24 protein-coding genes and 1 tRNA gene are annotated in these 23,986 nt (G+C 36.4%); 12 read left to right on the top strand and 13 right to left on the bottom strand.

Going from position 1 to position 23,986, the window contains the following annotated elements:
* Window positions 1–85: 85 nt before the first annotated feature.
* Window positions 86–2,407, bottom strand: coding sequence for a TonB-dependent receptor plug domain-containing protein (locus tag KP710_RS00960; RefSeq protein WP_252346361.1), 2,322 nt, complete (start codon window positions 2,405–2,407; stop codon window positions 86–88).
* Between the two features lie 451 nt (window positions 2,408–2,858).
* On the opposite strand from KP710_RS00960, the gene thrS reads away from it, so the two are divergent.
* The 10 genes from thrS to recD all read left to right on the top strand — a co-directional run bounded on the left by thrS (window position 2,859) and on the right by recD (window position 14,840).
* On the top strand, window positions 2,859–4,790 hold the full coding sequence (gene thrS, locus KP710_RS00955) for a threonine--tRNA ligase (RefSeq protein WP_215770853.1): 1,932 nt from the start codon (window positions 2,859–2,861) through the stop codon (window positions 4,788–4,790).
* A gap of 62 nt (window positions 4,791–4,852) precedes the next feature.
* The gene (locus KP710_RS00950; RefSeq protein WP_215770852.1) at window positions 4,853–5,665 is read left to right on the top strand and encodes a D-hexose-6-phosphate mutarotase; all 813 of its coding nucleotides are present in this window, start codon (window positions 4,853–4,855) and stop codon (window positions 5,663–5,665) included.
* 129 nt (window positions 5,666–5,794) lie between these two features.
* On the top strand, window positions 5,795–6,340 hold the full coding sequence (gene infC, locus KP710_RS00945) for a translation initiation factor IF-3 (protein ID WP_444546724.1): 546 nt from the start codon (window positions 5,795–5,797) through the stop codon (window positions 6,338–6,340).
* A gap of 210 nt (window positions 6,341–6,550) precedes the next feature.
* Complete coding sequence (gene rpmI, locus KP710_RS00940) at window positions 6,551–6,748, top strand: 50S ribosomal protein L35 (protein WP_005596065.1); 198 nt, start codon at window positions 6,551–6,553, stop codon at window positions 6,746–6,748.
* 65 nt (window positions 6,749–6,813) lie between these two features.
* Entirely contained in the window at window positions 6,814–7,167 is a 354-nt protein-coding gene (rplT, locus tag KP710_RS00935; RefSeq protein ID WP_005596075.1) for a 50S ribosomal protein L20, read from the top strand.
* Window positions 7,168–7,501: 334 nt separating this feature from the next.
* The gene (locus KP710_RS00930; protein WP_215770851.1) at window positions 7,502–8,047 is read left to right on the top strand and encodes a tetratricopeptide repeat protein; all 546 of its coding nucleotides are present in this window, start codon (window positions 7,502–7,504) and stop codon (window positions 8,045–8,047) included.
* A 13-nt stretch (window positions 8,048–8,060) separates the two neighbouring features.
* A complete protein-coding gene (locus KP710_RS00925; RefSeq protein WP_140519824.1) occupies window positions 8,061–8,663 on the top strand; it encodes a hypothetical protein in 603 nt (200 codons plus the stop codon).
* Between the two features lie 118 nt (window positions 8,664–8,781).
* Complete coding sequence (locus tag KP710_RS00920) at window positions 8,782–9,216, top strand: tetratricopeptide repeat protein (protein ID WP_215770850.1); 435 nt, start codon at window positions 8,782–8,784, stop codon at window positions 9,214–9,216.
* 93 nt (window positions 9,217–9,309) lie between these two features.
* Window positions 9,310–12,918 carry an exodeoxyribonuclease V subunit beta gene (gene recB / locus KP710_RS00915; protein WP_215770849.1) on the top strand — a complete coding sequence of 1,203 codons (3,609 nt, stop codon included), beginning with the start codon at window positions 9,310–9,312 and terminating at the stop codon, window positions 12,916–12,918.
* A complete protein-coding gene (recD, locus tag KP710_RS00910) occupies window positions 12,918–14,840 on the top strand; it encodes an exodeoxyribonuclease V subunit alpha (protein WP_215770848.1) in 1,923 nt (640 codons plus the stop codon). The genes recB and recD overlap by 1 nt, the downstream gene beginning before the upstream one ends.
* 45 nt (window positions 14,841–14,885) lie before the next feature.
* Here recD and ybaK read toward each other — a convergent pair whose 3' ends face one another.
* On the bottom strand, window positions 14,886–15,362 hold the full coding sequence (gene ybaK / locus KP710_RS00905) for a Cys-tRNA(Pro) deacylase (protein WP_118776649.1): 477 nt from the start codon (window positions 15,360–15,362) through the stop codon (window positions 14,886–14,888).
* Window positions 15,363–15,420: 58 nt separating this feature from the next.
* Here ybaK and KP710_RS00900 point away from each other — a divergent pair, with 58 nt between their 5' ends.
* Together KP710_RS00900 and KP710_RS00895 are read left to right on the top strand one after the other, a co-directional pair.
* Window positions 15,421–16,374: an oxidoreductase gene (locus tag KP710_RS00900; RefSeq protein WP_215770847.1), complete on the top strand. Its 954-nt coding sequence runs from the start codon at window positions 15,421–15,423 to the stop codon at window positions 16,372–16,374.
* A gap of 25 nt (window positions 16,375–16,399) precedes the next feature.
* Window positions 16,400–16,756: a DsrE/DsrF/TusD sulfur relay family protein gene (locus KP710_RS00895; RefSeq protein ID WP_215770846.1), complete on the top strand. Its 357-nt coding sequence runs from the start codon at window positions 16,400–16,402 to the stop codon at window positions 16,754–16,756.
* A 111-nt stretch (window positions 16,757–16,867) separates the two neighbouring features.
* Here the strand turns inward: KP710_RS00895 and KP710_RS00890 are convergent.
* The 11 genes from KP710_RS00890 to KP710_RS00845 form a co-directional block, all read right to left on the bottom strand.
* A tRNA-Leu gene (locus KP710_RS00890) sits at window positions 16,868–16,953 on the bottom strand.
* 147 nt (window positions 16,954–17,100) lie between these two features.
* Window positions 17,101–17,595 carry a non-heme ferritin gene (ftnA, locus tag KP710_RS00885; protein WP_065264819.1) on the bottom strand — a complete coding sequence of 165 codons (495 nt, stop codon included), beginning with the start codon at window positions 17,593–17,595 and terminating at the stop codon, window positions 17,101–17,103.
* Window positions 17,596–17,610: 15 nt separating this feature from the next.
* Window positions 17,611–18,099 (bottom strand): non-heme ferritin, encoded by a 489-nt coding sequence (ftnA, locus tag KP710_RS00880; protein ID WP_048953195.1) that lies wholly within the window; start codon window positions 18,097–18,099, stop codon window positions 17,611–17,613.
* Window positions 18,100–18,953: 854 nt separating this feature from the next.
* On the bottom strand, window positions 18,954–20,090 hold the full coding sequence (locus KP710_RS00875; RefSeq protein ID WP_005697571.1) for a type II secretion system protein GspD: 1,137 nt from the start codon (window positions 20,088–20,090) through the stop codon (window positions 18,954–18,956).
* Window positions 20,087–21,130, bottom strand: a complete 1,044-nt coding sequence (locus KP710_RS00870; protein WP_005697567.1) for a zonular occludens toxin domain-containing protein — start codon at window positions 21,128–21,130, stop codon at window positions 20,087–20,089. The genes KP710_RS00875 and KP710_RS00870 overlap by 4 nt, the downstream gene beginning before the upstream one ends.
* Before the next feature lie 8 nt (window positions 21,131–21,138).
* Complete coding sequence (locus KP710_RS00865; protein WP_005697572.1) at window positions 21,139–21,432, bottom strand: DUF2523 family protein; 294 nt, start codon at window positions 21,430–21,432, stop codon at window positions 21,139–21,141.
* Between the two features lie 9 nt (window positions 21,433–21,441).
* On the bottom strand, window positions 21,442–22,389 hold the full coding sequence (locus KP710_RS09395; RefSeq protein ID WP_252346351.1) for a hypothetical protein: 948 nt from the start codon (window positions 22,387–22,389) through the stop codon (window positions 21,442–21,444).
* Window positions 22,305–23,099 carry a hypothetical protein gene (locus KP710_RS09390; RefSeq protein WP_252346350.1) on the bottom strand — a complete coding sequence of 265 codons (795 nt, stop codon included), beginning with the start codon at window positions 23,097–23,099 and terminating at the stop codon, window positions 22,305–22,307. The genes KP710_RS09395 and KP710_RS09390 overlap by 85 nt, the downstream gene beginning before the upstream one ends.
* A gap of 51 nt (window positions 23,100–23,150) precedes the next feature.
* Entirely contained in the window at window positions 23,151–23,381 is a 231-nt protein-coding gene (locus KP710_RS00855; RefSeq protein WP_005697575.1) for a hypothetical protein, read from the bottom strand.
* A gap of 34 nt (window positions 23,382–23,415) precedes the next feature.
* On the bottom strand, window positions 23,416–23,682 hold the full coding sequence (locus tag KP710_RS00850) for a hypothetical protein (protein ID WP_005697574.1): 267 nt from the start codon (window positions 23,680–23,682) through the stop codon (window positions 23,416–23,418).
* Complete coding sequence (locus KP710_RS00845) at window positions 23,682–23,978, bottom strand: single-stranded DNA-binding protein (protein WP_005697568.1); 297 nt, start codon at window positions 23,976–23,978, stop codon at window positions 23,682–23,684. The genes KP710_RS00850 and KP710_RS00845 overlap by 1 nt, the downstream gene beginning before the upstream one ends.
* Window positions 23,979–23,986: the final 8 nt, after the last annotated feature.

Raw genomic sequence — 23,986 nt, 5'->3', positions numbered from 1 at the left:
AAGAAAACTCTACGCTAAGTAAAACGAGTGTAGAGTAGGGCTGGTGGATGTTTCAAAGCCCACAAGCCCTATACATTGAAGAATATTAGAATTGATAGCCAACTTCTAGCCAAAATTCACGCCCAGGCGTATAAACACCGTATTCATCGCTAGTGGAAAGAGTAGTGACTTTATTTTTACGTGTTTTATTGAGTACATTTAAAATATCTACTTGCAAATAGACACTATGTTTACCTAGAATGGTCGGCTGCCAACGAATGCTACTATCCCATTGTGTATGTCTGCCATAGTGATAGCTACGGAAGCGTGAAATGCCATTATCATTGCTCTCAAGTTCCTCATAGCTACGAATTGGGGCTTTCATATACACTTTATTAGACCAAGTGATATTGTAATCTGGCATTTCCATATCAATACCTAAACGAGCAATCCAATCTTCTGTACTGCTATTAACTTGTTGTAGCATTTGACTACGAGTCATTAATTTTCCGTCTAAATAGACGGGTTCATTTGGATCAAATTCATTACTTACATCTGCTCGTTTTGTATTTAGCCAATCAAAACCGAGTGATGTTGTCCAATAAGTTTTACCCAATTTCCAGGGTTCAATATTGTTAAGTTGAAAAGTATAAACATCAACACCAAAGTTATGACCATTAATATAAAAACTTTTTGTCGATTCTTTCTTCAACATAATACGATTCTTATTATCACGATGAATATAACCAAGTTTGAGTGCTAAATTACCTATATTCTGATCAAAGCTTAAGCTTAATTCATCTGCATAAGGCGTTTTAAGGGATGAAAAGTTCTGATGCTGACGTGTTGAATCATCGTTAATCTTTAAGATTCTATTGGCTAATTTTAAAGAAGCAAAAGAACGACCGTAATAACGATTTAAACCCAATGTAAATCCTGTATCATCCCAAGGGTGATAACGTGCAACAAAGCGCGGGGCAATATTATTGTTTTTTAAATAATCATCACGTTCAATACGAATACCAGGACGTAATTCAAATTTATTCCATTTTATTAGATCTTCAGCATAAGCCACAATATTCTGATAGGTAGTTTTAACCCGACCTTTTGATGTTGTGCTATCCGACAGGATCATTTCTGTTGGATTACTTCCATTTGCATCTAAAATCACTTGAACCACTTTTGAATGAACATCTTGTAGACGATAGAATTGATATTCTGTTGCCTGATAAATGCTTCCGATAGAAATGGAATGCTCGGTAGAACCTAAATGAAAAGGTTCCATTGCATATTCAGTAGAAAAATGTAAATTATCTTGAATTAATTGACTGTTGCCATATCCGCCTTTTTCATAGTCGTATGAAAGACCATTATCTAGTACAACACTTACAGAAGAAACATCTGCTGAAACTGATTTACGCTTATCCTTAAAACGATCATATGCTAAGGTATTTGTCCAAACGCCAGAGTCAAATGAATGTACCCAAGCAAGCGTTGCTCCTAGAGCTTGATGATAATCGCTTACGTTGTTATCTATATTTTCCTTGAAATATTTCAATTCTTTATAATTTGAATAACGTAAACCGAGTTCAATACGCTCTTTTTCTTGCGGTGTCCAATTGAAATTTAATAAAAGATTATCGGAAAGTCGTTGATGATTTTGCTTATCTAGTTGTGCTTCTGTGGTTGCTGTTTTGTAACCAATCAAACGATTTTGTTCAATAGACGATGTTCTACGACTATAGCCTAAAACCATCCCCATATTGTCACCTAGACTTTTTTCGGCTACAACACTGAATGTTTGTTTATCATATTTAGGTTGTAATTCTGCCACTCCGACATCATCTGGACGTACCAACTTCAGTATTTTTTGCGCTGCGCTATCTGCTTTCATTTTTGCCCAAGATGAACGCGTAGTGCGATATTTAAGTTTTATGCTATCAGTGCCACTATATTGCTTCGTTTTAGCGATAACGGCCCCCCCCATAAAGCCCCCCAAGCTAGCAGAAATATTACTATCTTGTACTTCCACTTTAGAAAGCATAGTCGCATCAAAAAAATAAGCTTGAGTGTGACTAATTCCTGGAACAACTTGCATAGAACCGTCAAAAATACTGTTATCAATAGCAAGATCATTATTTATATTGACATTATCAACAAAATAGGCGGTTTGATTTGGATCGGCACCGTTAATTGAAATATTTTCAGGTTTGATTTCACCACGTTGAAAACCATTTTGATCGCTATTTTCATAACGAATATGGGGATTAGAACGAAGGTAATCAGTGATATTACCGTTTGATGTGGGCGTTTTACTTATCTCGGCAGAAGAGAGCGTTTTAATGGAAGAAAGCGATTTATTGTTGTCACCATACACAACAATTTCGGGCAATATATTTTTGTTGGTTGTTTCAACAGTTTGCCCCATAATAAATGGGCTAACAAATGTTGAGCAGAATAACAACATTAACGGTTTCTTTTGATGCATAGTATACTCCCTTACTAAATAAAATATAAATGATAACGATTATCATTATATTTTTATGTGTTATTAAATGCAAGATGTACTTCAAAATAGGTGCTAGTGAAAGAGAAAGCATAAAAAAACCGCACTTTTAAAAGTGCGGTTATTCTAGCCTTTATTTTTAGGATATAAAGGCCCTAGCCAGAAAAACATTATGTCCTTTCTGTAAAATATGTGCATTTATTTAACAATACCTTAAGAAAGTGATAGAATCTGCCACACATTTTTTGCCTAATTTCGCTCGTTCAATGGTAGGAATGAAGCCAAATAGGGCAAAAGTGCGGTTAATTTTTTATAGAATTTTAAACGAACACGTCACCTTTCGTATGGGTGACCACTGTATAAGGAAAAAACAATGCCAATTATTACTTTACCTGACGGTTCCCAACGTCAATTCGATCATCCTGTTTCTGTTCTTGAAGTTGCACAAGATATTGGTGCGGGTCTTGCTAAAGCCACTATCGCAGGCCGTGTAAATGGTGAGCGTCGTGATGCATGCGATGTTATCGACCAAGATGCAACGCTTGAAATCATTACCGCTAAAGATGAAGATGGCTTAGAAATTATTCGCCACTCATGTGCACACTTGTTTGGTCATGCCATTAAACAATTATTCCCAGATGTAAAAATGGCAATCGGCCCAACCATTGAAAATGGTTTCTACTATGACATCGACTTAGACCGCTCTTTAACGCAAGAAGATTTAGATACAATCGAAAAACGAATGTTGGAATTGGCAAAAACCAATTATGACGTCGTGAAAAAACGTGTTACTTGGCAAGAAGCGCGTGATACGTTTGAAAAACGCGGCGAGCCATACAAAATGGCAATTTTAGATGAAAACATTGAACGTACTGCAACGCCTGCGTTATATCATCACTTAGAATATATTGATATGTGCCGTGGTCCACACGTGCCAAATATGCGTTTCTGTCAGCATTTCAAATTACAAAAAGTTGCTGGTGCGTACTGGCGTGGTGACAGTAAAAACAAAATGTTACAACGTATCTATGGTACGGCTTGGGCGGATAAAAAACAACTTGCTGAATACTTAACACGCTTAGAAGAAGCGGCAAAACGTGACCACCGTAAAATTGGTAAAGCATTAGATTTATATCATATGCAAGAAGAAGCGCCAGGTATGGTGTTCTGGCACAATGATGGCTGGACAATTTTCCGTGAACTTGAAACGTTCGTGCGTACTAAATTAAAACAATACGATTATCAAGAAGTAAAAGGTCCATTTATGATGGATCGCGTATTGTGGGAAAAAACAGGTCACTGGCAAAATTACGCAGATTTAATGTTCACAACCCAATCTGAAAACCGTGAATACGCAATTAAACCGATGAACTGTCCGGGACATGTTCAAATTTTTAATCAAGGTTTAAAATCTTACCGTGATTTACCAATCCGTATGGCGGAATTTGGTTCTTGCCATCGTAATGAACCATCAGGTTCTTTACACGGTTTAATGCGTGTACGTGGCTTTACTCAAGATGATGCACATATTTTCTGTACTGAAGATCAAATTGAGAGTGAAGTAACTAGCTGTATCAAAATGGTGTACGACATTTATAGCACCTTTGGTTTCACTAATATCGCAGTAAAACTTTCTACTCGCCCTGAAAATCGTATCGGTTCAGATGAAATGTGGGACCGTGCGGAAGCTGGCCTTGCAGCAGCATTAGCGCACAACGGTCTTGAATATGAAATTCAAGAAGGTGAAGGCGCATTCTATGGTCCGAAAATTGAATTTGCATTACGTGATAGCATTGGCCGTGAATGGCAATGTGGTACCGTGCAATTAGACTTCGCATTACCAGGTCGTTTAGATGCAACTTATGTGGCAGAAGATAATAGCCGTAAAACCCCTGTCATGATTCACCGTGCGATTTTAGGTTCTATTGAGCGTTTCATTGGTATCATTACTGAAGAATATGCAGGTTTCTTCCCTGTATGGTTAGCGCCAACCCAAGCAGTTGTAATGAATATCACCGATAGCCAAGCCGACTACGTACAAAAAGTCGCAAAACAGCTTTCTGATGTAGGTTTACGTGTGAAAACTGATTTACGTAACGAAAAAGTGGGTTTCAAAATTCGTGAACATACTTTACGTCGCGTGCCTTATATGCTTGTTTGTGGTGATAAAGAAATCTCAGAAGGCAAAGTGGCCGTACGTACCCGTAAAGGTGCTGATTTAGGTACATTTACAGTGGAAGAATTTGCGGAAATCTTGAAAAATCAAGTAAGAAATCGTGAATTAAAATTACTTAATGAAGAATAAAAAACTTTGAAAAAAGAGACCGCACTTTAGTGCGGTTTTTTCATCTCATATAGGGAATAAATATGAAGATTACTTTTCTTAAAACATTAACGTCAGAGCTAAATTTAGTTCAATATAATGATATCCCTGTTCTTCACTTAAAACATGCTGTTGGAACGGCAAAAATTTCCTTGCAAGGGGCACAGCTTATTAGTTGGAAACCGCAAAATGCGAAGCAAGATGTATTATGGTTAAGTGAAGTAGAACCCTTCGAAAATGGCAATGCTATTCGTGGTGGCGTACCGATTTGTTATCCTTGGTTTGGTGGCGTAAAACAACCTGCACACGGCACAGCTCGTATTCGCTTATGGCAGTTGAGTCATTACGATATTTCAGCGCATAAAGTGCGGTTAGAATTTGAGTTGTTTTCTGATTTAAATATTATCGAAGCTAAAATTGTAATGGTATTTACAGACAAATGTCATTTAACTTTCACACATTATGGCGAAGAACCTGCACAAGCAGCATTGCATACCTATTTTAATATTGGGGATATTAATCAAGTGGAAGTACAAGGTTTACCTGAAACTTGTTTTAATAGCTTAAACCAACAACAAGAAAATGTTTCGTCACCGCGTCATATTTCTGAAAATGTCGATTGCATTTATTCCGCAGAAAAAATGCAGAATCAAATCGTAGATAAAAGTTTCAATCGTACGATTGCATTGCATCATCATAATGCAAGCCAATTTGTTCTTTGGAATCCTTGGCATAAAAAGATGAGTGGAATGAGTGAAACTGGCTATCAAACGATGTTGTGCTTAGAAACTGCACGTATCCATCACTTGCTTGAATTTGGCGAAAGTTTAAGCGTAGAAATTTCGCTTAAAGGCTAAATTTTGTTGCATAAGTGGTGTGAATACTATAGAATTCGCGGGATTTTGCTCGTTCCTTGCGGGCAACAAATTTGAAATCTTTTATTTTTAGCGAAAAGATTTTTACTATTAACTAATAGAAGGAATAAGATTATTAAAACCGTAAAAAAAGCGCCGGCAGTAAATCGCCCAAACCGTATCAATGAAGAGATTCGTGTAAAAGAAGTTCGTTTAATTGACCAAGATGGTGAACAAGCAGGGATTGTTTCTATTCAACAAGCCCTAGAAATGGCAGAGCAAGCAGAGCTTGATCTTGTTGAAATTAGCCCAAATGCTGAGCCACCGGTTTGTCGCATTATGAACTACGGTAAATTCCTTTACGAGAAAAGTAAAACCGCTAAAGAACAAAAGAAAAAACAAAAAGTTGTGCAAGTTAAGGAAATTAAATTCCGTCCAGGCACTGACGAAGGTGACTATCAAGTTAAATTACGTAGCTTAATCCGTTTCTTAGAAGAGGGAGACAAAGCGAAAATTACTGTGCGTTTCCGCGGTCGTGAAATGGCTCACCAAGACATTGGTTTTGATGTATTAGAGCGCGTAAAAAATGATTTAGCTGAAATTTCTGTCGTTGAATCTGCACCAGGTAAATTAGAAGGCCGTCAGGCTGTAATGGTGTTAGCACCTAAGAAAAAATAAGAATTTTGCTGAGATTTCTCAGCAAATCTTTTTGTTTAAGTTTGACTTAAATGAAAAGACAACTGCATGTTGGGCACACTACGCAGCCTAACTGCTTTTGAAAAGGCAATTTAATTTGCCTTATGATGGAAATGATCAGTGCTTCCAAGTAACTTTATAAGTTCGCCTGATTATGTTGTTTTAAACGAAAAATGCGGAGTTATTTTAACAATGCCTAAAATCAAAACAGTACGCGGCGCAGCGAAGCGCTTCAAAAAAACTGCTTCTGGTGGTTTCAAGCGTAAACAATCTCACTTACGTCATATTTTGACTAAAAAAACAACTAAACGTAAACGTCATTTACGTCATAAATCAATGGTTGCGAAAGCAGACCAAGTTTTAGTAGTAGCTTGCTTACCATACGCATAAGCCGTTATTTAAGCAAAACGTACGATTAGTTCATTTTAGAAAAATATTACATAGGAGATTAAATAATGGCTCGTGTAAAACGTGGTGTTATTGCAAGAGCACGCCATAAGAAAGTTCTTAAGGCTGCTAAAGGTTATTATGGTGCACGTTCACGCGTGTATCGCGTTGCTTTCCAAGCGGTGATCAAAGCTGGTCAATACGCATATCGTGACCGTCGTCAACGTAAACGTCAATTCCGTCAATTATGGATTGCACGTATCAACGCTGCAGCGCGTCAAAATGGTTTATCTTACAGCAAATTCATCAACGGCTTGAAAAAAGCATCTGTTGAAATCGACCGTAAGATTCTTGCTGATATCGCTGTATTCGACAAAGTAGCGTTCGCTGCATTAGTTGAAAAAGCAAAATCTGCACTTTAATTTTTTAAAGTTTAGATAGAGAAGAATTAGGACGCTGAAAAGCGTCCTTTTTTCATTATTATGATAGATAAGTCTATCTTTTCTATAAATTCTAAATTGATAATTTCGCTAAATTGTCCTCCTAAAAGCAGTGTGTTTTTTAGCCTATTTCTATCTTTTAAGCGATTAAATATAAATAATAAAAAGGCACTTTTGTTAGTTATTTAAAGTTTAATTTTTAACCTTTTTGCACCCAGTATACTGGGTGTTGTTATCTCTTTACAGAGATAACAACAAAACATCTTGCTAAACAAAAAGTTTGGTATTTCAATTAAGGTTAATTAATAGGTATGTTATGAAACTGACAAAAACACTTCTCACTAGCGCATTGTTAGCTACCTCAATTTTTTCTTTTCAATCTACTGCTTGGGCAGATACGCCAGAACAGCAATTTAAACAAGGACTTGAATCTGCAAAGAAAGGTGATTATCAAACAGCCTTTAAACTTTGGCTGCCATTGGCTGAACAAGGCAATGCAAATACTCAATTTAATTTGGGTAATATGTATTACGAAGGAAAAGGCGTCAAACAAGATTATGCCGAAGCGGTGAAATGGTATCGCAAAGCAGCTGAACAAGGCAAAGCAAATGCTCAATTTAATTTGGGTAATATGTATTACGAAGGAAAAGGCGTCAAACAAGATTATGCCGAAGCGGTGAAATGGTATCGCAAAGCAGCTGAACAAGGCAATGCAAATGCTCAATTTTATTTGGGTGTAAACTATTATAAAGGACAAGGCGTGAAACGTAATCTTTCTGAAGCTAAAGAATGGTTCCGTAAGGCTTGTATTAATGGTCGTATAACAGAGAGTTGTGAGAATTTTTACAATTTAAGCAAATAATGGAGATTATCTTATGAAAACTGAAGAAATGAAAAAAATAATCAAAAGCTATAAAGGAATTTTGATTGAATACCAATCCTTGCCAGAAAATATTCAAAAATATTTTGAATATCTTCCAGAACTTATCAAAGGTGACTACGAAATTGCTATTGCTTATTTGTTTTTTAAAATCGAACAGGGACAAAATAGGTTACTTTATGGCGGTGCTGTAAAGTTATTTGCTGCAGATATAGAAGTTGCAAGAAATATCGTGAATTATCATCATTTAACACGTGATGGATTTAAACAAATTTATAAGAATATTTTTAATAAACCGTTACCAGATAGTATTATAAAACAATTAAAAGAAGCTGAAAAAACACGTGATAAAGTCGTACACGGAAAACAAGTAAAAGAAGATCAATTACGACAAGCTATTACTGATTGTTTAATATATGCCAAATTAGTTAATGAAGAAATAAAAAACATTGCAAGTTTTGAGCCTTTTGGTGATATGCGTGGATTTAAAGGTCGCAAGGAGTCATTGTCTAAAGACGTGACTCATTTTTTATTAAAAGGATTGGGATTTAGTGGATTTACTTTGTCTGAAAAGCAACAAGAAAATCGTGGTGAATAAAATTTGTTTTTGTCTCTGAGTTTTTTATCTGTACTGAGTGTGAATACCTCTGTACAAAGAAAATATCTTACTGGACAAAAATTTATCTTCTTTTATAAATCAATTTAGAGATTATTCTATGAAACTAACAAAAACACTTCTCACTAGCGCATTGTTAGCTACTTCTATTTTTTCTGTTCAATCTACGGCTTGGGCAGATACGCCAGAACAGCAGTTTCAACAAGCCTTTGAATCCTATAATAAACGCGATTATCAAACAGCCTTCAAACTTTTTCTGCCATTGGCTGAACAAGGTTATGTAGCTGCTCAATATAATTTGGGGGTAATGTATTCTAGCGGAAAAGGTGTCAAACAAAATTACGCCGAAGCGGTGAAATGGTATCGCAAAGCGGCTGAACAAAGCGATGCAGATGCTCAAGCTTATTTGGGGGTGATGTATAGCAATGGAGAAGGCGTAAAACGTAACCCTTCAAAAGCTAAAGAATGGTTCCGTAAGGCTTGTGAAAATGGTTACCAAAAAGCTTGTGATGTTTTAAGGGAGTTAGAAAAATAGTTTTTAAATTAGGACGCTGAAAAGCGTCCTTTTTTGCATTTGTGACCTCAAATTTTGTAAAATAATGCCATTAGTTCTCATCTGTTAAAATCTATGGACGAAACAATCCCACTAAATCCTATCACGTTGCCTTTAAATCAAATTAGCTTAATCGAAGCATCCGCTGGTACGGGGAAAACCTACACTATTGGTTCTTTATATCTCCGACTTTTATTAAAGGCGGGAGAAAATAACTTTTCTCGTCCATTAAATGTGGAAGAAATTCTGGTGGTAACATTTACGGATATGGCGACAGAAGAACTTAAGAAAAAAATTCGTGAGCGTATAACAGATGCGATTGATAAACTCACAGCCTTTGCAGAAACCAAAGATAAATCCTCATTTAAAAATGATGAATTTCTTACCGCACTTTCTCAGGATTTGGATATTTTTGAGGCAATTCATCGCTTAAAGTTAGCTGAACAAAATATGGATTTGGCGGCGATTTATACCATTCATGGCTTTTGTCGCCGTATGTTGATGCAATATGCTTTCCATTCTGGCATTCACTTCAATTTAGAATTAATTAAAGATCAATCTGACTTGTTGGTTCGTTTTGCTAATGAATTTTGGCGAGAACATTTTTATCCATTGCCTTTTGAAATGGCTGACTTTATTGCGAATGAACTAGGTTCACCAGATTACGTGTTATCCCTATTAGAATCTGATTTAGGCAAAAATTTAATTGTTGATTTGGAGAACCAACAGGCATTATCTATTTCTATTACAGAATTTTTACACCAATATCTTGGTGAATATTTTAAAGATATTAAGGCACTAAAAGATTTCTGGTTAGAAAGTGCGGGTAAAATTTCTGAATTAATTACAGAAGAATTGAATAAAGATTATGCAAAAGGCGAGCCTAAATCCTTAAGCCGTCGAAGTTATAATACATCACGTTTAGCGAAATGGATTGAGCAAGTAAATGCTTGGGCAAATGATCCCCGTGATTATTTACTGAATGACACCTTGATGTCGTATTTCACTCAATCAGCTTTAGGTGAAAAAGGTGAGGAGGGCGCACCTCCCTTTATTGCCCCGATTTTTACTGAATTAGAAGAGCGTGCAAATGCTTTAATGTCTCCAGATTTACTTCGTCGAGTTATTCTTTATCATTATCGACAAGGTCTACAACAAAAACTTTTAGACTATAAACTTAATCATCAAGAAAAATCCTTTGATGATTTATTGCGCTTGTTTTGCGAAGCCTTGCAAGGCCCACAAGGGAATGAATTAGCGGAAATGATTCGTTTCCAATATCCTTTTGCGATGATTGACGAATTTCAGGATACAGATTCACAACAGTACGCTATTTTTTCAAAAATTTATCGTGATAATCCAGAAAAAAATACTGGTTTTATTATGATTGGTGATCCGAAGCAGGCGATTTATCGTTTCCGTGGTGCAGATATTTTTACTTATCTAAAAGCATCGGATGAAGCCCAATCTCGCTTTGAACTCACTAAAAATTATCGTTCAGAGAAGAATCTGGTTGATGGCGTCAATGCGTTGTTTGATTTTCCTCAATCGCCATTTATTTATCAAAATATTAACTTTACTGCTGTTGATTCTCGTGATGATCATCTGCGATTTTATTTAAACGGTAAGGCAGAAACTGCTTATCGTTTTTATTTAACTGAAAGTGACAAAGTGAATAAAACTGAAATGGCAAAAATATGTGCTATTTCTATTCAACATTGGCTAAAAAGTGCGGTAGAAAATCAGGCAGTTTTTCAAAATGAAGATACCTGTAAAACCTTACAAGCGGCGAATATTGCCGTATTGGTGCGTGATAAAAATGAAGCGGCTTTAGTAAAAAATGAATTACAAAAATTGGGGATCGCGTCAGTTTATCTTTCTGATCAAAATAGCGTATTTGATAGCAATGTTGCGAAAGAATTAGCTTGGGTGCTTAAAGCCTGTTTGAATGTGGCAGAACGTCCAATTTTGAACGCAATTGCGACCGCACTTTTCGGTTTAAATGCAGCGGATATTCATCAAATTCAGCAAAATGAGGCAGATTGGCAACGTTGGGCAGATAGCTTTGCTCAATATCAACAAACTTGGCAACGCCAAGGAATATTGGCAATGTTACATCAAATTTTATTGGAGCAAGGCATTTCAGAGCGATTATTAAGCCAAGCCACGGGCGAGCGAGATTTAACTGATTTCCTACATTTGGCAGAAATTTTACAACAAGCTGCCACGCTACACGAAAGTGAAGCAGCGTTGCTCAGTTGGTTTGAAAAACAAATTCAAGGTGAAGGTCGTCAAGAGGCTCAAATTCGTTTAGAAAGTGAACGCCAGTTGGTAAAAATAGTGACAATCCATAAATCTAAGGGCTTAGAATATGATTTAGTTTGGCTACCATTTTTAGCTGTGCCTAGCAAAGATCCAAGTAAAAAAGACATCAATATTTATTATTCTAAAGGACGAGATGAAACCTTATGGGATATGGAAAATCGTAATTTGACCGCACTTTATGAAGAAACTTTTGCGGAAGAGTTACGTTTACTTTATGTGGCTTTAACCCGTGCCAAATATCAAATGGCATTCGCTTTGCCTGTGCAATTTGATAAAAAATGGAATGCCTTACATTATGTATTAAGCCAAGGTGAAATAGGTAAGGAAATAGCCTTATCAGCGCCTAAAGATACAGAAACATTGTTGCAAACCTTCAAAGAAAAAATGCAAGATAATGTGGAAATCTGCACTAAGCCAAATCTAGAGGCTTTTCCGGCTTTATCTATCAATACAAAAAATGATGAGCTTAAAGCTGCAGAATTTGCGGGCAATATTGAGCAAGATTGGCGAATAACCAGTTTTACTTCAATTGAACAAGGTCATCGCCGACAAAATTATTTCGCTGAAAGTGCGGGGAAAAAACACGTAGTTTTTGATGATACAAAAGATTATGACAGCCAAAATTCGATTGAAATTTCGACCGCACTTTTAAACGAAAATGAATCAAACATTTTAGATTTGCCACGAGGTAAACAAGTCGGGACGGCATTGCATCGCCATTTTGAAAATTGCTATTTTTCTGATTTAGCAAATACAGAAGAAATTGACACATTAAGACAATCCTTACAGTTAGATGAAACCCTTACAGAACCGCTACAAAATTGGCTACAACAGATTTCACATACACCACTTTCTAATGAAATAGGAATAGCATTAGCTGATTTGGCAAATAAAGATTGCATTAAAGAAATGCCATTTTATCTGGCTATTCGGAAACATTTTGATGTTGAAGCGTTTAATCGTGCGTTGAAAGCCCATCATCATTTGCCAAGCGAGCCGCTTCAATTTGAACAAATTCAGGGCATGGTGAGAGGTTCAATTGACTTAGTTTTCCGCCATAATGGGAAATATTATCTTGTTGATTATAAATCTAATTTCTTAGGTTCAAGCCTTACTGATTACAATCAAGAGGTATTGAAAAAAGAAATGTTACACAGTCACTATGATTGGCAATATTTAATTTATACGCTGGCATTACATCGTTATTTGCAAAGCGTTGTGCCTCATTACGATTATGCGCGAGATTTCGGCGGGGTATTTTATCTTTTCTTACGTGGAATGAACGGTGAGCCACAATCTGGCGTATTTTATGATCGTCCAAGCGTTGAATTAATCACAGAATTAGACGGGGTGTTTTAATGTTATCCGTATTACAAAAACTGAAAGAGCAGGGCATTCTTTCTCAAGGTGATTATTATTTTGCTAAGTTGATAGCTGATAAACAATGCCATACGGATTATGCGGAACCAGTCAAAAATTTAGCCATATTATTAGCCGCACTTTGTAGCTGGCGTTATACGCAGGGAAATACTTGCAGCCAATTAGATCGCTATTTAGAACATAATTTATTTGGCTTGGCTTATCGTACAACGGAAGAAGATTATTTAGCTGAAATTCATAAAAAGATTGGTTATTTACCCGTTGAAGATTGGCAAAATGCGTTGCGTGGGCATATGGCATTTACGCAAGATCCCGTCAATCAAATTGCGCCAATGGCATTTCAATTTGGCGCGTTGTATTTCTATCGCGCTTGGCAAGATGAGTATCGCATCGCGCAATATATAAAAAACACCTTAAAAAAACACCGCACTTTAGCCTTTTCTTATGATGAAATTCGTCAAAAATTGGATAAATATTTCCCTGAAAAACAGGAAAAAACAGATTGGCAAAAAGTCGCGGTAGCGACAGCGATTAAAAGTCCATTTTCGATTATTACAGGCGGTCCAGGAACAGGAAAAACCACCACAGTTACGCGTTTATTGCTCGTTCTACAAGAATTATTTGATTGTAAATTACATATTAAATTAGTTGCGCCGACTGGCAAAGCCGCCTCTCGTTTGGAAGAGTCGATTAAAAATGCGTTAGGTTTTATGCAAGAAAAAATGAATTTATCCGATTCACTTTTCAATGTTATTCCACAAAAAGCCAGTACTTTGCATAGTTTACTGGGTGTGAATGCTTTTAATGATTACACGCGCTATAACAGTCATAACCCTTTGCAGTTGGATGTATTAGTTGTTGATGAAACATCAATGATTGATTTGCCGATGATGGCAAAACTTATCAATGCGTTAAAGCCCGAAACCCGATTAATTTTATTAGGCGATCAGGCGCAATTAGCCTCTGTTGAGGCGGGGGCTGTATTGGGGGAATTGGCACAATTTGTTAATCAACCTTATAGTCATGAACAAGCTGCATATTTGCAAGCGACGACAGGATACGAAGTAAAAGGTACTGATTGTTCAAATCCAATACGTGATTGCTTATGCCATTTAACAGAAAGTCGCCGTTTTGATAAAGATTCAGGTATTGGCAAGTTGGCTGAATTCATTCAAAAAGGCAAAGCAGACGATAGCCTTGGATTATTTGACCATTATCCGCAAGAATTGCACTTTAATACCTTAAATGATGAAAGCGATGCGGTCAATCGAGTGGTGAAAAGTGCGGTGGAAAATTACCGCACTTTCTTAAAAATGTTGGACGATTTGCGTAAACAAAAAATAGATCCAAACGCTAAAAATGAACAAGGCATTTCCTATGCTGAAGCTATTCAAGCACAATTTAATTCTGTGAGATTTTTAACCGCACTTCGTAATAACAATTTAGGTGTTGAAAATCTCAATAAAGAAATCGCATTAGCGTTGCGAGAGGAAAAATTGCTTTGGTTCCGTAATGAACAAGATTGGTATATCGGCAAGCCAATTATGATTACTGAAAACGATCATAATGTTCGCCTTTATAACGGCGATATTGGCCTGTGCTTGGCGAATGGTAAAGTATGGTTTGGCAATAGAGAAGTGCTGACAAGCCGAATTCCAGCACATGAGCCCACTTTTATGATGACGATTCATAAATCTCAAGGTTCCGAATTTGAACATACCGTCATGGTGCTTCCAACAGAAGTGAATCCAGTATTGTCTCGAGAATTAGTTTTCACGGGTGTCACTCGTGCAAAAAAAGAACTCACTGTATTTGCCGATGAAAAAATATGGAAAACAGCAATTCGCCAGACCGTAAAACGCCAAAGCGGATTGGGGAAATTATTGGAAGATTTAAATTAGTAAAAAGGCGGAATGAATCCGCCTTTAAATTTATAAATCCATCAATTATTCATCAACAATATCAGTAAATTCTGCACCTAATACTTTTGCTAAATCTTGTGGCGCAATTTCTACGCTTAGCCCCCGTTTTCCGCCTGAAACATAAATCGTTTCAAACTCAAGTGCGGTTGAATTTATCACCGTTTTAACGCGTTTCTTTTGACCGAGAGGGCTAATTCCCCCTACAAGATAGCCTGTACTTTTTTGCGCCGCATCTTTATCTGCCATTTCTACTTTTTTCACACCGATAGATTTTGCTGCTTTCTTTAAATTCAGCATATTGGCCGTTGCAAGCACAAAACAAGCGAGTTTTTTCTGATCGCCATTTTCCGCCACAAGTAAGGTTTTAAAAGAGCGCTTAGGATCAATGCCTAATTTTTCTGCGGCTTCATCACCAAAATGTTGATTGTTCGGATCATGATCATAAGTATGCAAGATAAAAGAAATTTTTTGTTTTTTAAGTAAATCAATTGCTGGTGTCATTATTTCGTTCCTGGTTTTGGTGTAAAATAATGCCGATTATTTTACAGCGGAGAGAAAAATGGACGCAACCTTAAATATTGCGATAGCAGCAGAATTTGAATTAAGTGAAAAAATTGTAGAGCGTTTAGAACAAAGCGCGCTTGAAATTAGTAAAGTTTCTATTGTGGAAATGATACCTTTTGAAGAAGAACAAAATATTCGTTTTCGCAATAAAGGCGTTGAACAACTTTCTCCAAATGAAGTTGAGTGGGCTAATTTTAATTATGTATTTTTTGCAGGAAAACTTGAGCAAGTTTCCCATATTGCGCAAGCAGCAGAGCAGGGCTGTATTGTCATTGATATGTTAGGCGTTTGTAGTGCGCTTTCAGATGTGCCCGTTGTTGTTCCAACGGTAAATGAATCACAACTATTTGAGCTGAGACAACGTAATATTGTCAGCTTACCTGATCCACAAGTAAGCCAACTTGCTTTAACCCTTGCCCCGATTTTACAAGAGACTAATCTAAATCAAGTGTTTGTCACCTCTTTATTACCAGCCTCTTATACAGATGCGGACACCGTGACGAAACTTGCGGGACAAACAGCCCGTTTATTAAATGGTATTCCATTGGATGAAGAAGAAACTCGCTTAGCGTTTGATGTTTATCCGCATCAAGCACCTAGTTTATCGAATCAATTACAACGAATCTTTCCTCAATTAGATCGTGCTACATTCCACGCAATACAAGTGCCTATATTTTATGGATTGGCACAAAAAGTCACCGCTCTTTCAGACTATGATTTCGACTATCAGCCTCAAAATAGCGAGTTTGTCGCTTTAGAAGAAACATTAATTACACCTGTACTTAATGGAGAGCAAGAAAATGGGGAAGAATCAGTAAAACTTCATTTAAGTCAAATAAGTGCGGTAGAAAATGGCGTAGAATTCTGGTCTGTGGCAGATGAACAACGCTTTAATCTCGCCTTACTTTCAGTGAAATTGTTGGAAGGAATTTATCAGCAAGGTTATTAATACCTAGGAAATCAAGGAGAATAATATGCAAAATATTCTATTTATTATCCATTCATCCCCTTATGGTGACGAACATTTTTTTAGTGCATTACGTTTGGCGTTACAGTTGCAAGAGCAGCATAAAAGTGCGGTTAATTTAAAAGTATTTTTAATGTCTGATGCGGTAACTGGCGGTTTAGCAAAACAAAATCCAGCAGAAGGGTATCATTTACAACAAATGTTGGAAATTTTAACGGCACAGGGCGCAACAATTAAACTTTGTAAAACCTGCACCAATGCTCGTGGTATCACTGAATTAGCGTTGGCGGAGGGTGTGGAAATCGGTACGTTAGCAGAGCTGGCAGACTGGACGATGGAAGCCGATAAAGTATTAAATTTTTAATCATTACAATAGATACATAATACTCCCTCATAACTAATGAGGGAGTATATATTATTCTTATAAAGTCTAGATAAAATAAAAATCCCTGCTCAAGGAGCAGGGATCTATATTTGGTGCCTAGGGTCGGACTCGAACCGACACGGTTATTCACCGGCGGATTTTGAATCCGCTGCGTCTACCAATTTCGCCACCCAGGCAATATTTATGATTCGAATTATACGGATATTTAGTCTATGAGCAAGAAAAAATTTAATAAAAAATCTTATTTGATTTATAAATAGCCAATATAATTTTTTTGAATAAAAAATACCTAGCTAAAAGCTAGGTATTTCAAAAAAGTAAATTTAAGCCGCTGCAAGATTACCTAAATCTTTATCAACTAAGAATAAACCTTTACCATCATCACCAAGAAGATTAAGTTTATCTAAAATACTACTAAATAATTTTTCTTCTTCGTGTTGTTCTGCAACGTACCATTGTAGGAAATTGAAAGCAGAGTAGTCTTTTTCTTCAAAAGTTTTACCTACTAATTCATTGATTTTGCTGGTAATCAGTTTTTCGTGTTCATAAGTGATTTCGATCACTTCTTTTAACGATTTATACTCGTGTGATGGTGCTTCGATGGCAGAAATAATTGCTTGAGCACCGGTTTCATTCAAATAAGTGAATAATTTACGCATATGTTGCATTTCTTCTGCCGCGTGTGCAGATAAGAATTTTGCAGCACCTTCAAAGCCTTGTTGCTCACACCATGCGCTCATTTGAAGATAAAGGTTAGAAGAATAAAATTCCAAATTCATTTGATCGTTTAACAGTTTGATTACGTTTGCTGATAACATTTTATTTCTCCTATATTATTCTAAAGTTGCTAAATCACGATCGATGAAGAACAATGCTTTGCCGTCTTCACCTACAAGATTAAATTTATCAATGATGCTGCTGAATAATTTTTCTTCTTCGTGCTGTTCTGCTACGTACCATTGTAAGAAATTAAAAGTAGAGTAGTCCTTATTTGCGAAAGTCACTTCAACTAATTCATTAATTTTTGAAGTAACAAGTTTTTCGTGCTCTAAAGTGATTTCAAATACTTCTTTTAATGACGCATACTCATGTTTAGGTGCATCAATTTTACCTAAAAGTGGCATACCACTGGTTTCGCTTACATATTGGAACAATTTTTGCATATGTTCTAATTCTTCATCAGCGTGACGAAGCAAAAATGCGGCTGCACCTTCATAACCGTGTTTTGAACACCATGCGCTCATTTGTAGATAAACATTAGAAGAGTAGAACTCTAAATTGATTTGTTCATTGAGTTTGTTTGTGATGGCTTGATTAAGCATAACTAATTCCTTTCCATTTGATTGATAAAAATGCAATAAAGCTCAATTTGCGATTCTCATTTTAGGTATCTAAATGAGAATTTGCAAGTTTTTTCTTTGATTTTTTTTTATAACTTATTAATTTTAAAGAGTAAAATCAATAACAACTATTCTCATTTATGTTGAATTAATGTTCTGATTAATAATACAACGTCACATCTTAATTATCCCTGCAATAAAGTGCTCAGATTTTACGTAGCACGATCTTATTTTTTGACTTCTATATTCTATTGAAAATAGCATCGGGCGGCCTGAAAAAAGCTTTGAAAGAAGAGTAGAGATTAATCCTATAAGCGTCACTTCGTAATTAATTTAACATAATATACATTATGCGAAATCAATTACAAGGTTAGTGAAAGCTACGCATTAATAAGATCACAGAGTTATGCACAAGTCACAGGTACTAGTAAAACAAGACAAAATAAGGCTGAATAACACGTTGTAACGTGTTGTTTTATCGTTTTATTGAATGGTTAAATTGGAATGTCAGGGAAATGTAAAGACGCACGGTGCGTTTCGCATTATCTAATCAGCTTAAAGGACGTGGCTATAAAGGTTCTGCAGAAGGCGCATTAATTGCTGTGATTTTTTGAAGAATGCCGAGCGCAATGAATTCATTTTTTCAAATAAATATCTCTGTTTCCGGCGCTGCAGCCGCTGCGCCTTACGTCAGGAGAAAATGCGTGGCATTTTCCCCCGACACCCCCCTATAATATTGCTAATTCAAATTTAATGATGAAGTAACAAGGTAAAAACCACAAAGCGCAGGCGTGTAACGCCTTTACCCTTTGTGGTTTTTACTTTATGAAATTCAATTAGATCATTTTAACTTGCAATAAAATTACAATGTCTGTCTTAGTGTTTGATTTAGATTTTCCCGTCAAGAAGCCTTTCGGTAAGAATGAAAAACCTGTTTCACCCTCCGTTAATTTGTTTTCAGCCAGTCCGCCTAAAACCACAATATCACCACTTTTAAGCGTAACATCAGTAACAATATCGCGTTTAATCAGTGTTGGCGATTGATTTACGCCCGTATCCGTCTTCACAAAATTAGAAAGTTGTTGATTGATTTTTAAGTCTATCGCATTACTTTTAATCGTTGGTTGTATATCAAAGATCACACCAGAAGAACGATATTCAATCGATTGAATAGGTCTGCCGTCCTGATAGGTAACATTTGATAAAACAGGCACATCAGAACCTACTGAAAAATTTCCCTTTGAACCTGATTTTACACGCAACGTTGGGCTACTAACGACTTGAAAGCGTTCATCAGTGCGAAATAACTCAATCATTGCATCCAAATTCCCTGCATTAACCGTAATAAAATTTTCATAGTTTTGTTTGTAACCAATGTTGATACCCAGTTTTCCCGATAGCAATTTTGCCAATAAATTAATTCCGCTTCCTTCTTTGGCAATGTCCTGCACTTCAAAAACATAACCCGTTACAACGACTTCACGGCTTGGCGTATCAACCGATTTTAAAACTGATTTAATTCTTGCAATATCTTCCGCTGTTCCATAATAAACGAGCTTATCACCACTTGCCGAGACTTGCCCCTCTCCTTGTAAAAACTGCGCAAGATATTCTGTATCACGATGAACAGGATTATAAACAAAACTGTGTTTGATAATTTTTGGCGGTTTTGGCTCAATATGCGCAAGGTAAACTACGCCATTTTTCTCATAGGTTTTGATATTCATATTTTCAAAATAGCGTGTAATAAACTGATTAAAATCTTGGTCTTCCTTGGTATGAAAGCTGATTAACCGTGTATCTGCTGCTAATTTTGGATCAAGCATATAAGGCTTTTCTAAAACTTCATCATAGATCATTCCTACCGCTTTCGGTAACGGTACGGCTTCAAGCTTAAAATCAACATTTTTTGCCTGCGCCACACCAAACAAAAAACAGGAAAAAAAACATAAAATGTTACGTTGTAATTTCATTGTTTTACTCCAGAATAATAATTAACCCGTTGATTATCAATAATGCCTTCCAACATTCGCCCCGTAAAATTAAAGTTAGAACGTGGTTCTAACCGTAAATTACCTTGGTTATCAGCCAAAATCACAAAGGCTTTTCCTGATTTTTGTAACTCCCCTGTTATGCGCCATTGCGTTGATAACGGTAAAGTTACTTGAAGTTGTGGCTGATTATTTAATGTAATCGCTTCAATTTCCTTATTTTCGCTTAATGTCTGTTCAACTTTTGGCGTATCCTGTTCAGGTGGCGTAAAAAAGCTAATGAGCTTATATAACGAAAACCCGACAATCAATACGGCAAACACGGCAAAATATTTAATACTGGATTTATTCAGCGCGTTTTGCCGTTTATCTGTGACTAATTCCCGTCCATTATCGGTTTCATAGCTTTTATAAAGCGGAAAAATAGCCTTATCATACTTTTCTTGATAACTTGCCGTCTTTGCGGTTTTCCAACATTTATTACCCGAAAACACATCAACCCGATAACGACTTTTTAACCCTGCGGCAACCAATTTTGTCATTTTGAATGTCGTTTCAATTCGCTCCACAAGCTCTCTTTGTAAATTGGTTAAATCCTGATTCAATATGACAAAATCACAAGAAATGCCGTTACTATCTGTAAAATGTCGGTGTTCTGATAAAAATGAAAAGTGGTTATCATTGATTTTTTCTTTCTTTGGGAAAAATCGCCACGCTTCATCAATAATGATTAAATCTCCTGCTTTACAAAAGGTTTCAATTTTATTATCTATTGCGTTCTTGTAAGGGTAAAAATCAACACCTAAGCATAAATCATTATCGACAATAACCAATTCACCTAAGTTATCAGGCGACAATTTTTTATCTTTTGATAGGCAATATTCTTCAATTAATTGTTTGTTTAATCCGTAAATATTTGAAACTACCCTACGCCCCGAAGCAATGGCGGGAATGATGACAGACTTCACCACTTCATAAGATTTTCCGTGTCCAGGTAACCCCACATAAGCCGAAATAGCCATAATGCTCCCTAGCCAATAATTGGTAAACGACGAATAATAAAGCGCGCCAACATTGCCGAAATAACTAATGTTATTCCTGTTGGGATTTGCAATATTGATAGAAAATACCAAATAGAATCAGGTAAACCAATAAATAACGCATTTAAATTTGGTATCTCTTTTGGCAAAAATAACTCAATCACCACGGGAATAAATTCCGTTGTAATAAAGAAAAGTGCGAAAAAAACAAAAAATTTTGCAACAATACCTTTAAAAGCAAACCCAAGAAAACCACTAAATAAACGTAAAATTAAGCTACCCATTGTTATTCCTTATGCACTCAATAAAATTCTTAATGCGACAATTCCCCAAATAAGCAGCATCAAGGAAGTAATCACGGCTTTATTTTGCTCTACATATTGGCAATGCTTATCTAATCGAACATCAATATTTAAATAATCAATATGCCCTTCCCACGTTGGACACTGCACAGCACGATCGGCTAAATGAAAATTCTTGAGCTGCGGAAAAAACTGATTAAATGGCTCTAAAATTTGTCGTGCTGTGGGTGACTCAAGTTCAGGATATTTGGGTTCATCATCAATATCTTTATCATCTTTTTCTTCACCTGGACGCGTACCGGGATTCGGTGTGGGTTGTGGAATAGGTTGTGGTTGGTTTGATGTGCCTATGGATAATTGATTTCCTACACCTGCTTTAGCAAATAAATCGGCAAAGGTTGCCGTTTTACCTAATTTATTTAATTGTGCTTGTACTTCTGCCGATGTAATCGGATCAGATGCACTAAACGGAACTCCAATATAACCAGGCTGAGACGCAGCAGACATCAATAAGGCGTTATACAATAACGCTAATTGTGTGGCGGTTAAGGGTTTGGTATAAAGATTTAAATCTAAATCTGCGACTGAATTTAACTGCTTATCTGATGAAGTTGTTGGAAAATCGCCTACCCAATGTTGATTTTCTTCAAATCTAATGTAGGTTAAATTATTTACACGTGTAGAAACTTCATAATCCGAAGGTTTAGGTGGATTAAAAGAATAAACGATTTGCGAGCCAGTATTTCCCTCTAAAATCGGCTCAAAATCATAGTTTAATTGTTTTTCGGTAAATATCTGACGAACTTCAGGATAAATCATATTACCTATTTTTTGATGACGTAAATAACGATTTTCTACGGTAGTTTGTGAACGTAGATAACGGTATTTCTTGCCCTCAATATCGACTTCTGAATAATTTTCTTCTCCTTTTCCTCCCATTCCTCTTGCGCGATATATTCAGCCAATTTTTCAATAGAATTTGATTGCGCGTACTCCCCCGTTCTTAACGTATTGAAATATTTATAATGTTTATCTAAGACATCGGATTTATAAATATCCTGTGAATTTTCCGAAATCTGTTTCTTTTCTTTTGAATACTGATAAATAATTGGATCTTTCGGACTCGGCATTGCGTTGACAACTTTTGTTTCACCATTCACATTTATCGCATAACGACCATCAGCTAAAGGAACAGCAGTAGGCTCAAAAGCAACCCCGATTTTGCTATTACTTTCTACATTCAAATCCTTAAGCGTAATTGCACCTGATGTTAACGCTAACGCAACCCATGAAATATCTTTCGCATTGCGTAATGTTGATGTTGCGCCAACAGCAAATGTTGCGTCATTTGCCGCAACCGTTCCCAATGCCCGATAAGTCTGTGCTGCACGTAATCCTATTGCTGCTTCATTTGCCGCTAAATAAGCGGCATCATTTGCGGCAGCTCTCCCAACCACAGAAACCGCAGCCCGTCTTGCAACAATCCCTTCAAACACTTCAGCTAATACCACGCGGGCAAGTAACGGATTAGCGTTAGCTTTATAGGATAAAACAACGTTAAAAATAAAACTAAAAATCACTATCCATTTAAGCCAAGCACCACGACTAAACCGCATACCATACCCAAAAGAAAATAAGCAAAATCCCATAACATACGCACCCCAAAGAAAAAAGGGGACGCAAATCCCCCCTTGTTATTGTTATTTTCCAAATAGTCCCAAAATAAAGCGGATACCCATTTTGGCAATACGCGGGCCAATTAACACACCGCCTGCGGCGATAATTCCGGCAATCACCGTTGAAAAATCAACTTGATTAAGCATACCGGAAACATCAATTTGTACTTTTTGTGCCGATTCACTGCCAGCAAAAGCACCAACGGAAGATCCCAAAACTACAGCAGCAATAAGGTATTTTTTTAAATTTGACATAAGAAACTCCTTATATTGAGTTAAAATTATGTGCTTATTTGAAAAGCGCTAAAAATGTTCCCACAGATTTAGCGATTAAATAAAAAATAAGCACAAGACCAAATGAAAAACCAAAGCTATCGGTATGATGAAAAAAATCACCCACTGAAAAGCCTTGATTTTCATTCCCTGAATGTGCCACAGATTGAAGTTTGACCGCCTCTGTCCGTGGCACTTTCAATACGACATCACTACAACCATCACCGCCAAAACTCATATAAGGGTGGCAAAACTTAGTTGTAATTTCTATTTCTTCATTCATCACTTATCAATAGCGGGAACTAAAACAATATCACTTACTTTTAAATCAAAATAACCACTGACTTTAAAAGAAGTTGGATGAACATAGTAATTACCAGGAGAATAAGGAACTTGATCCTTTTTCAAGGGCACTTTAATTTGAACAGGAAACTGACCACCTAATTCAATATAGGCTTCCTGCGTGCGAATAAACCAATCTTTTCCCGTTTTCTCACTTACCCCTGACCGTTCATCAATTCTGGAAGTTGAAAAAATTTGTACTTTCAATAAATACTGTTCAATGTTTTGATTACTCATTTTTATAC

Origin of the sequence: Haemophilus sp. SZY H35 (assembly GCF_018829705.1) — a bacterium.
Lineage (GTDB): Bacteria > Pseudomonadota > Gammaproteobacteria > Enterobacterales > Pasteurellaceae > Haemophilus > Haemophilus haemolyticus_K.
This window is presented reverse-complemented; position numbering and strand designations above follow the sequence as displayed.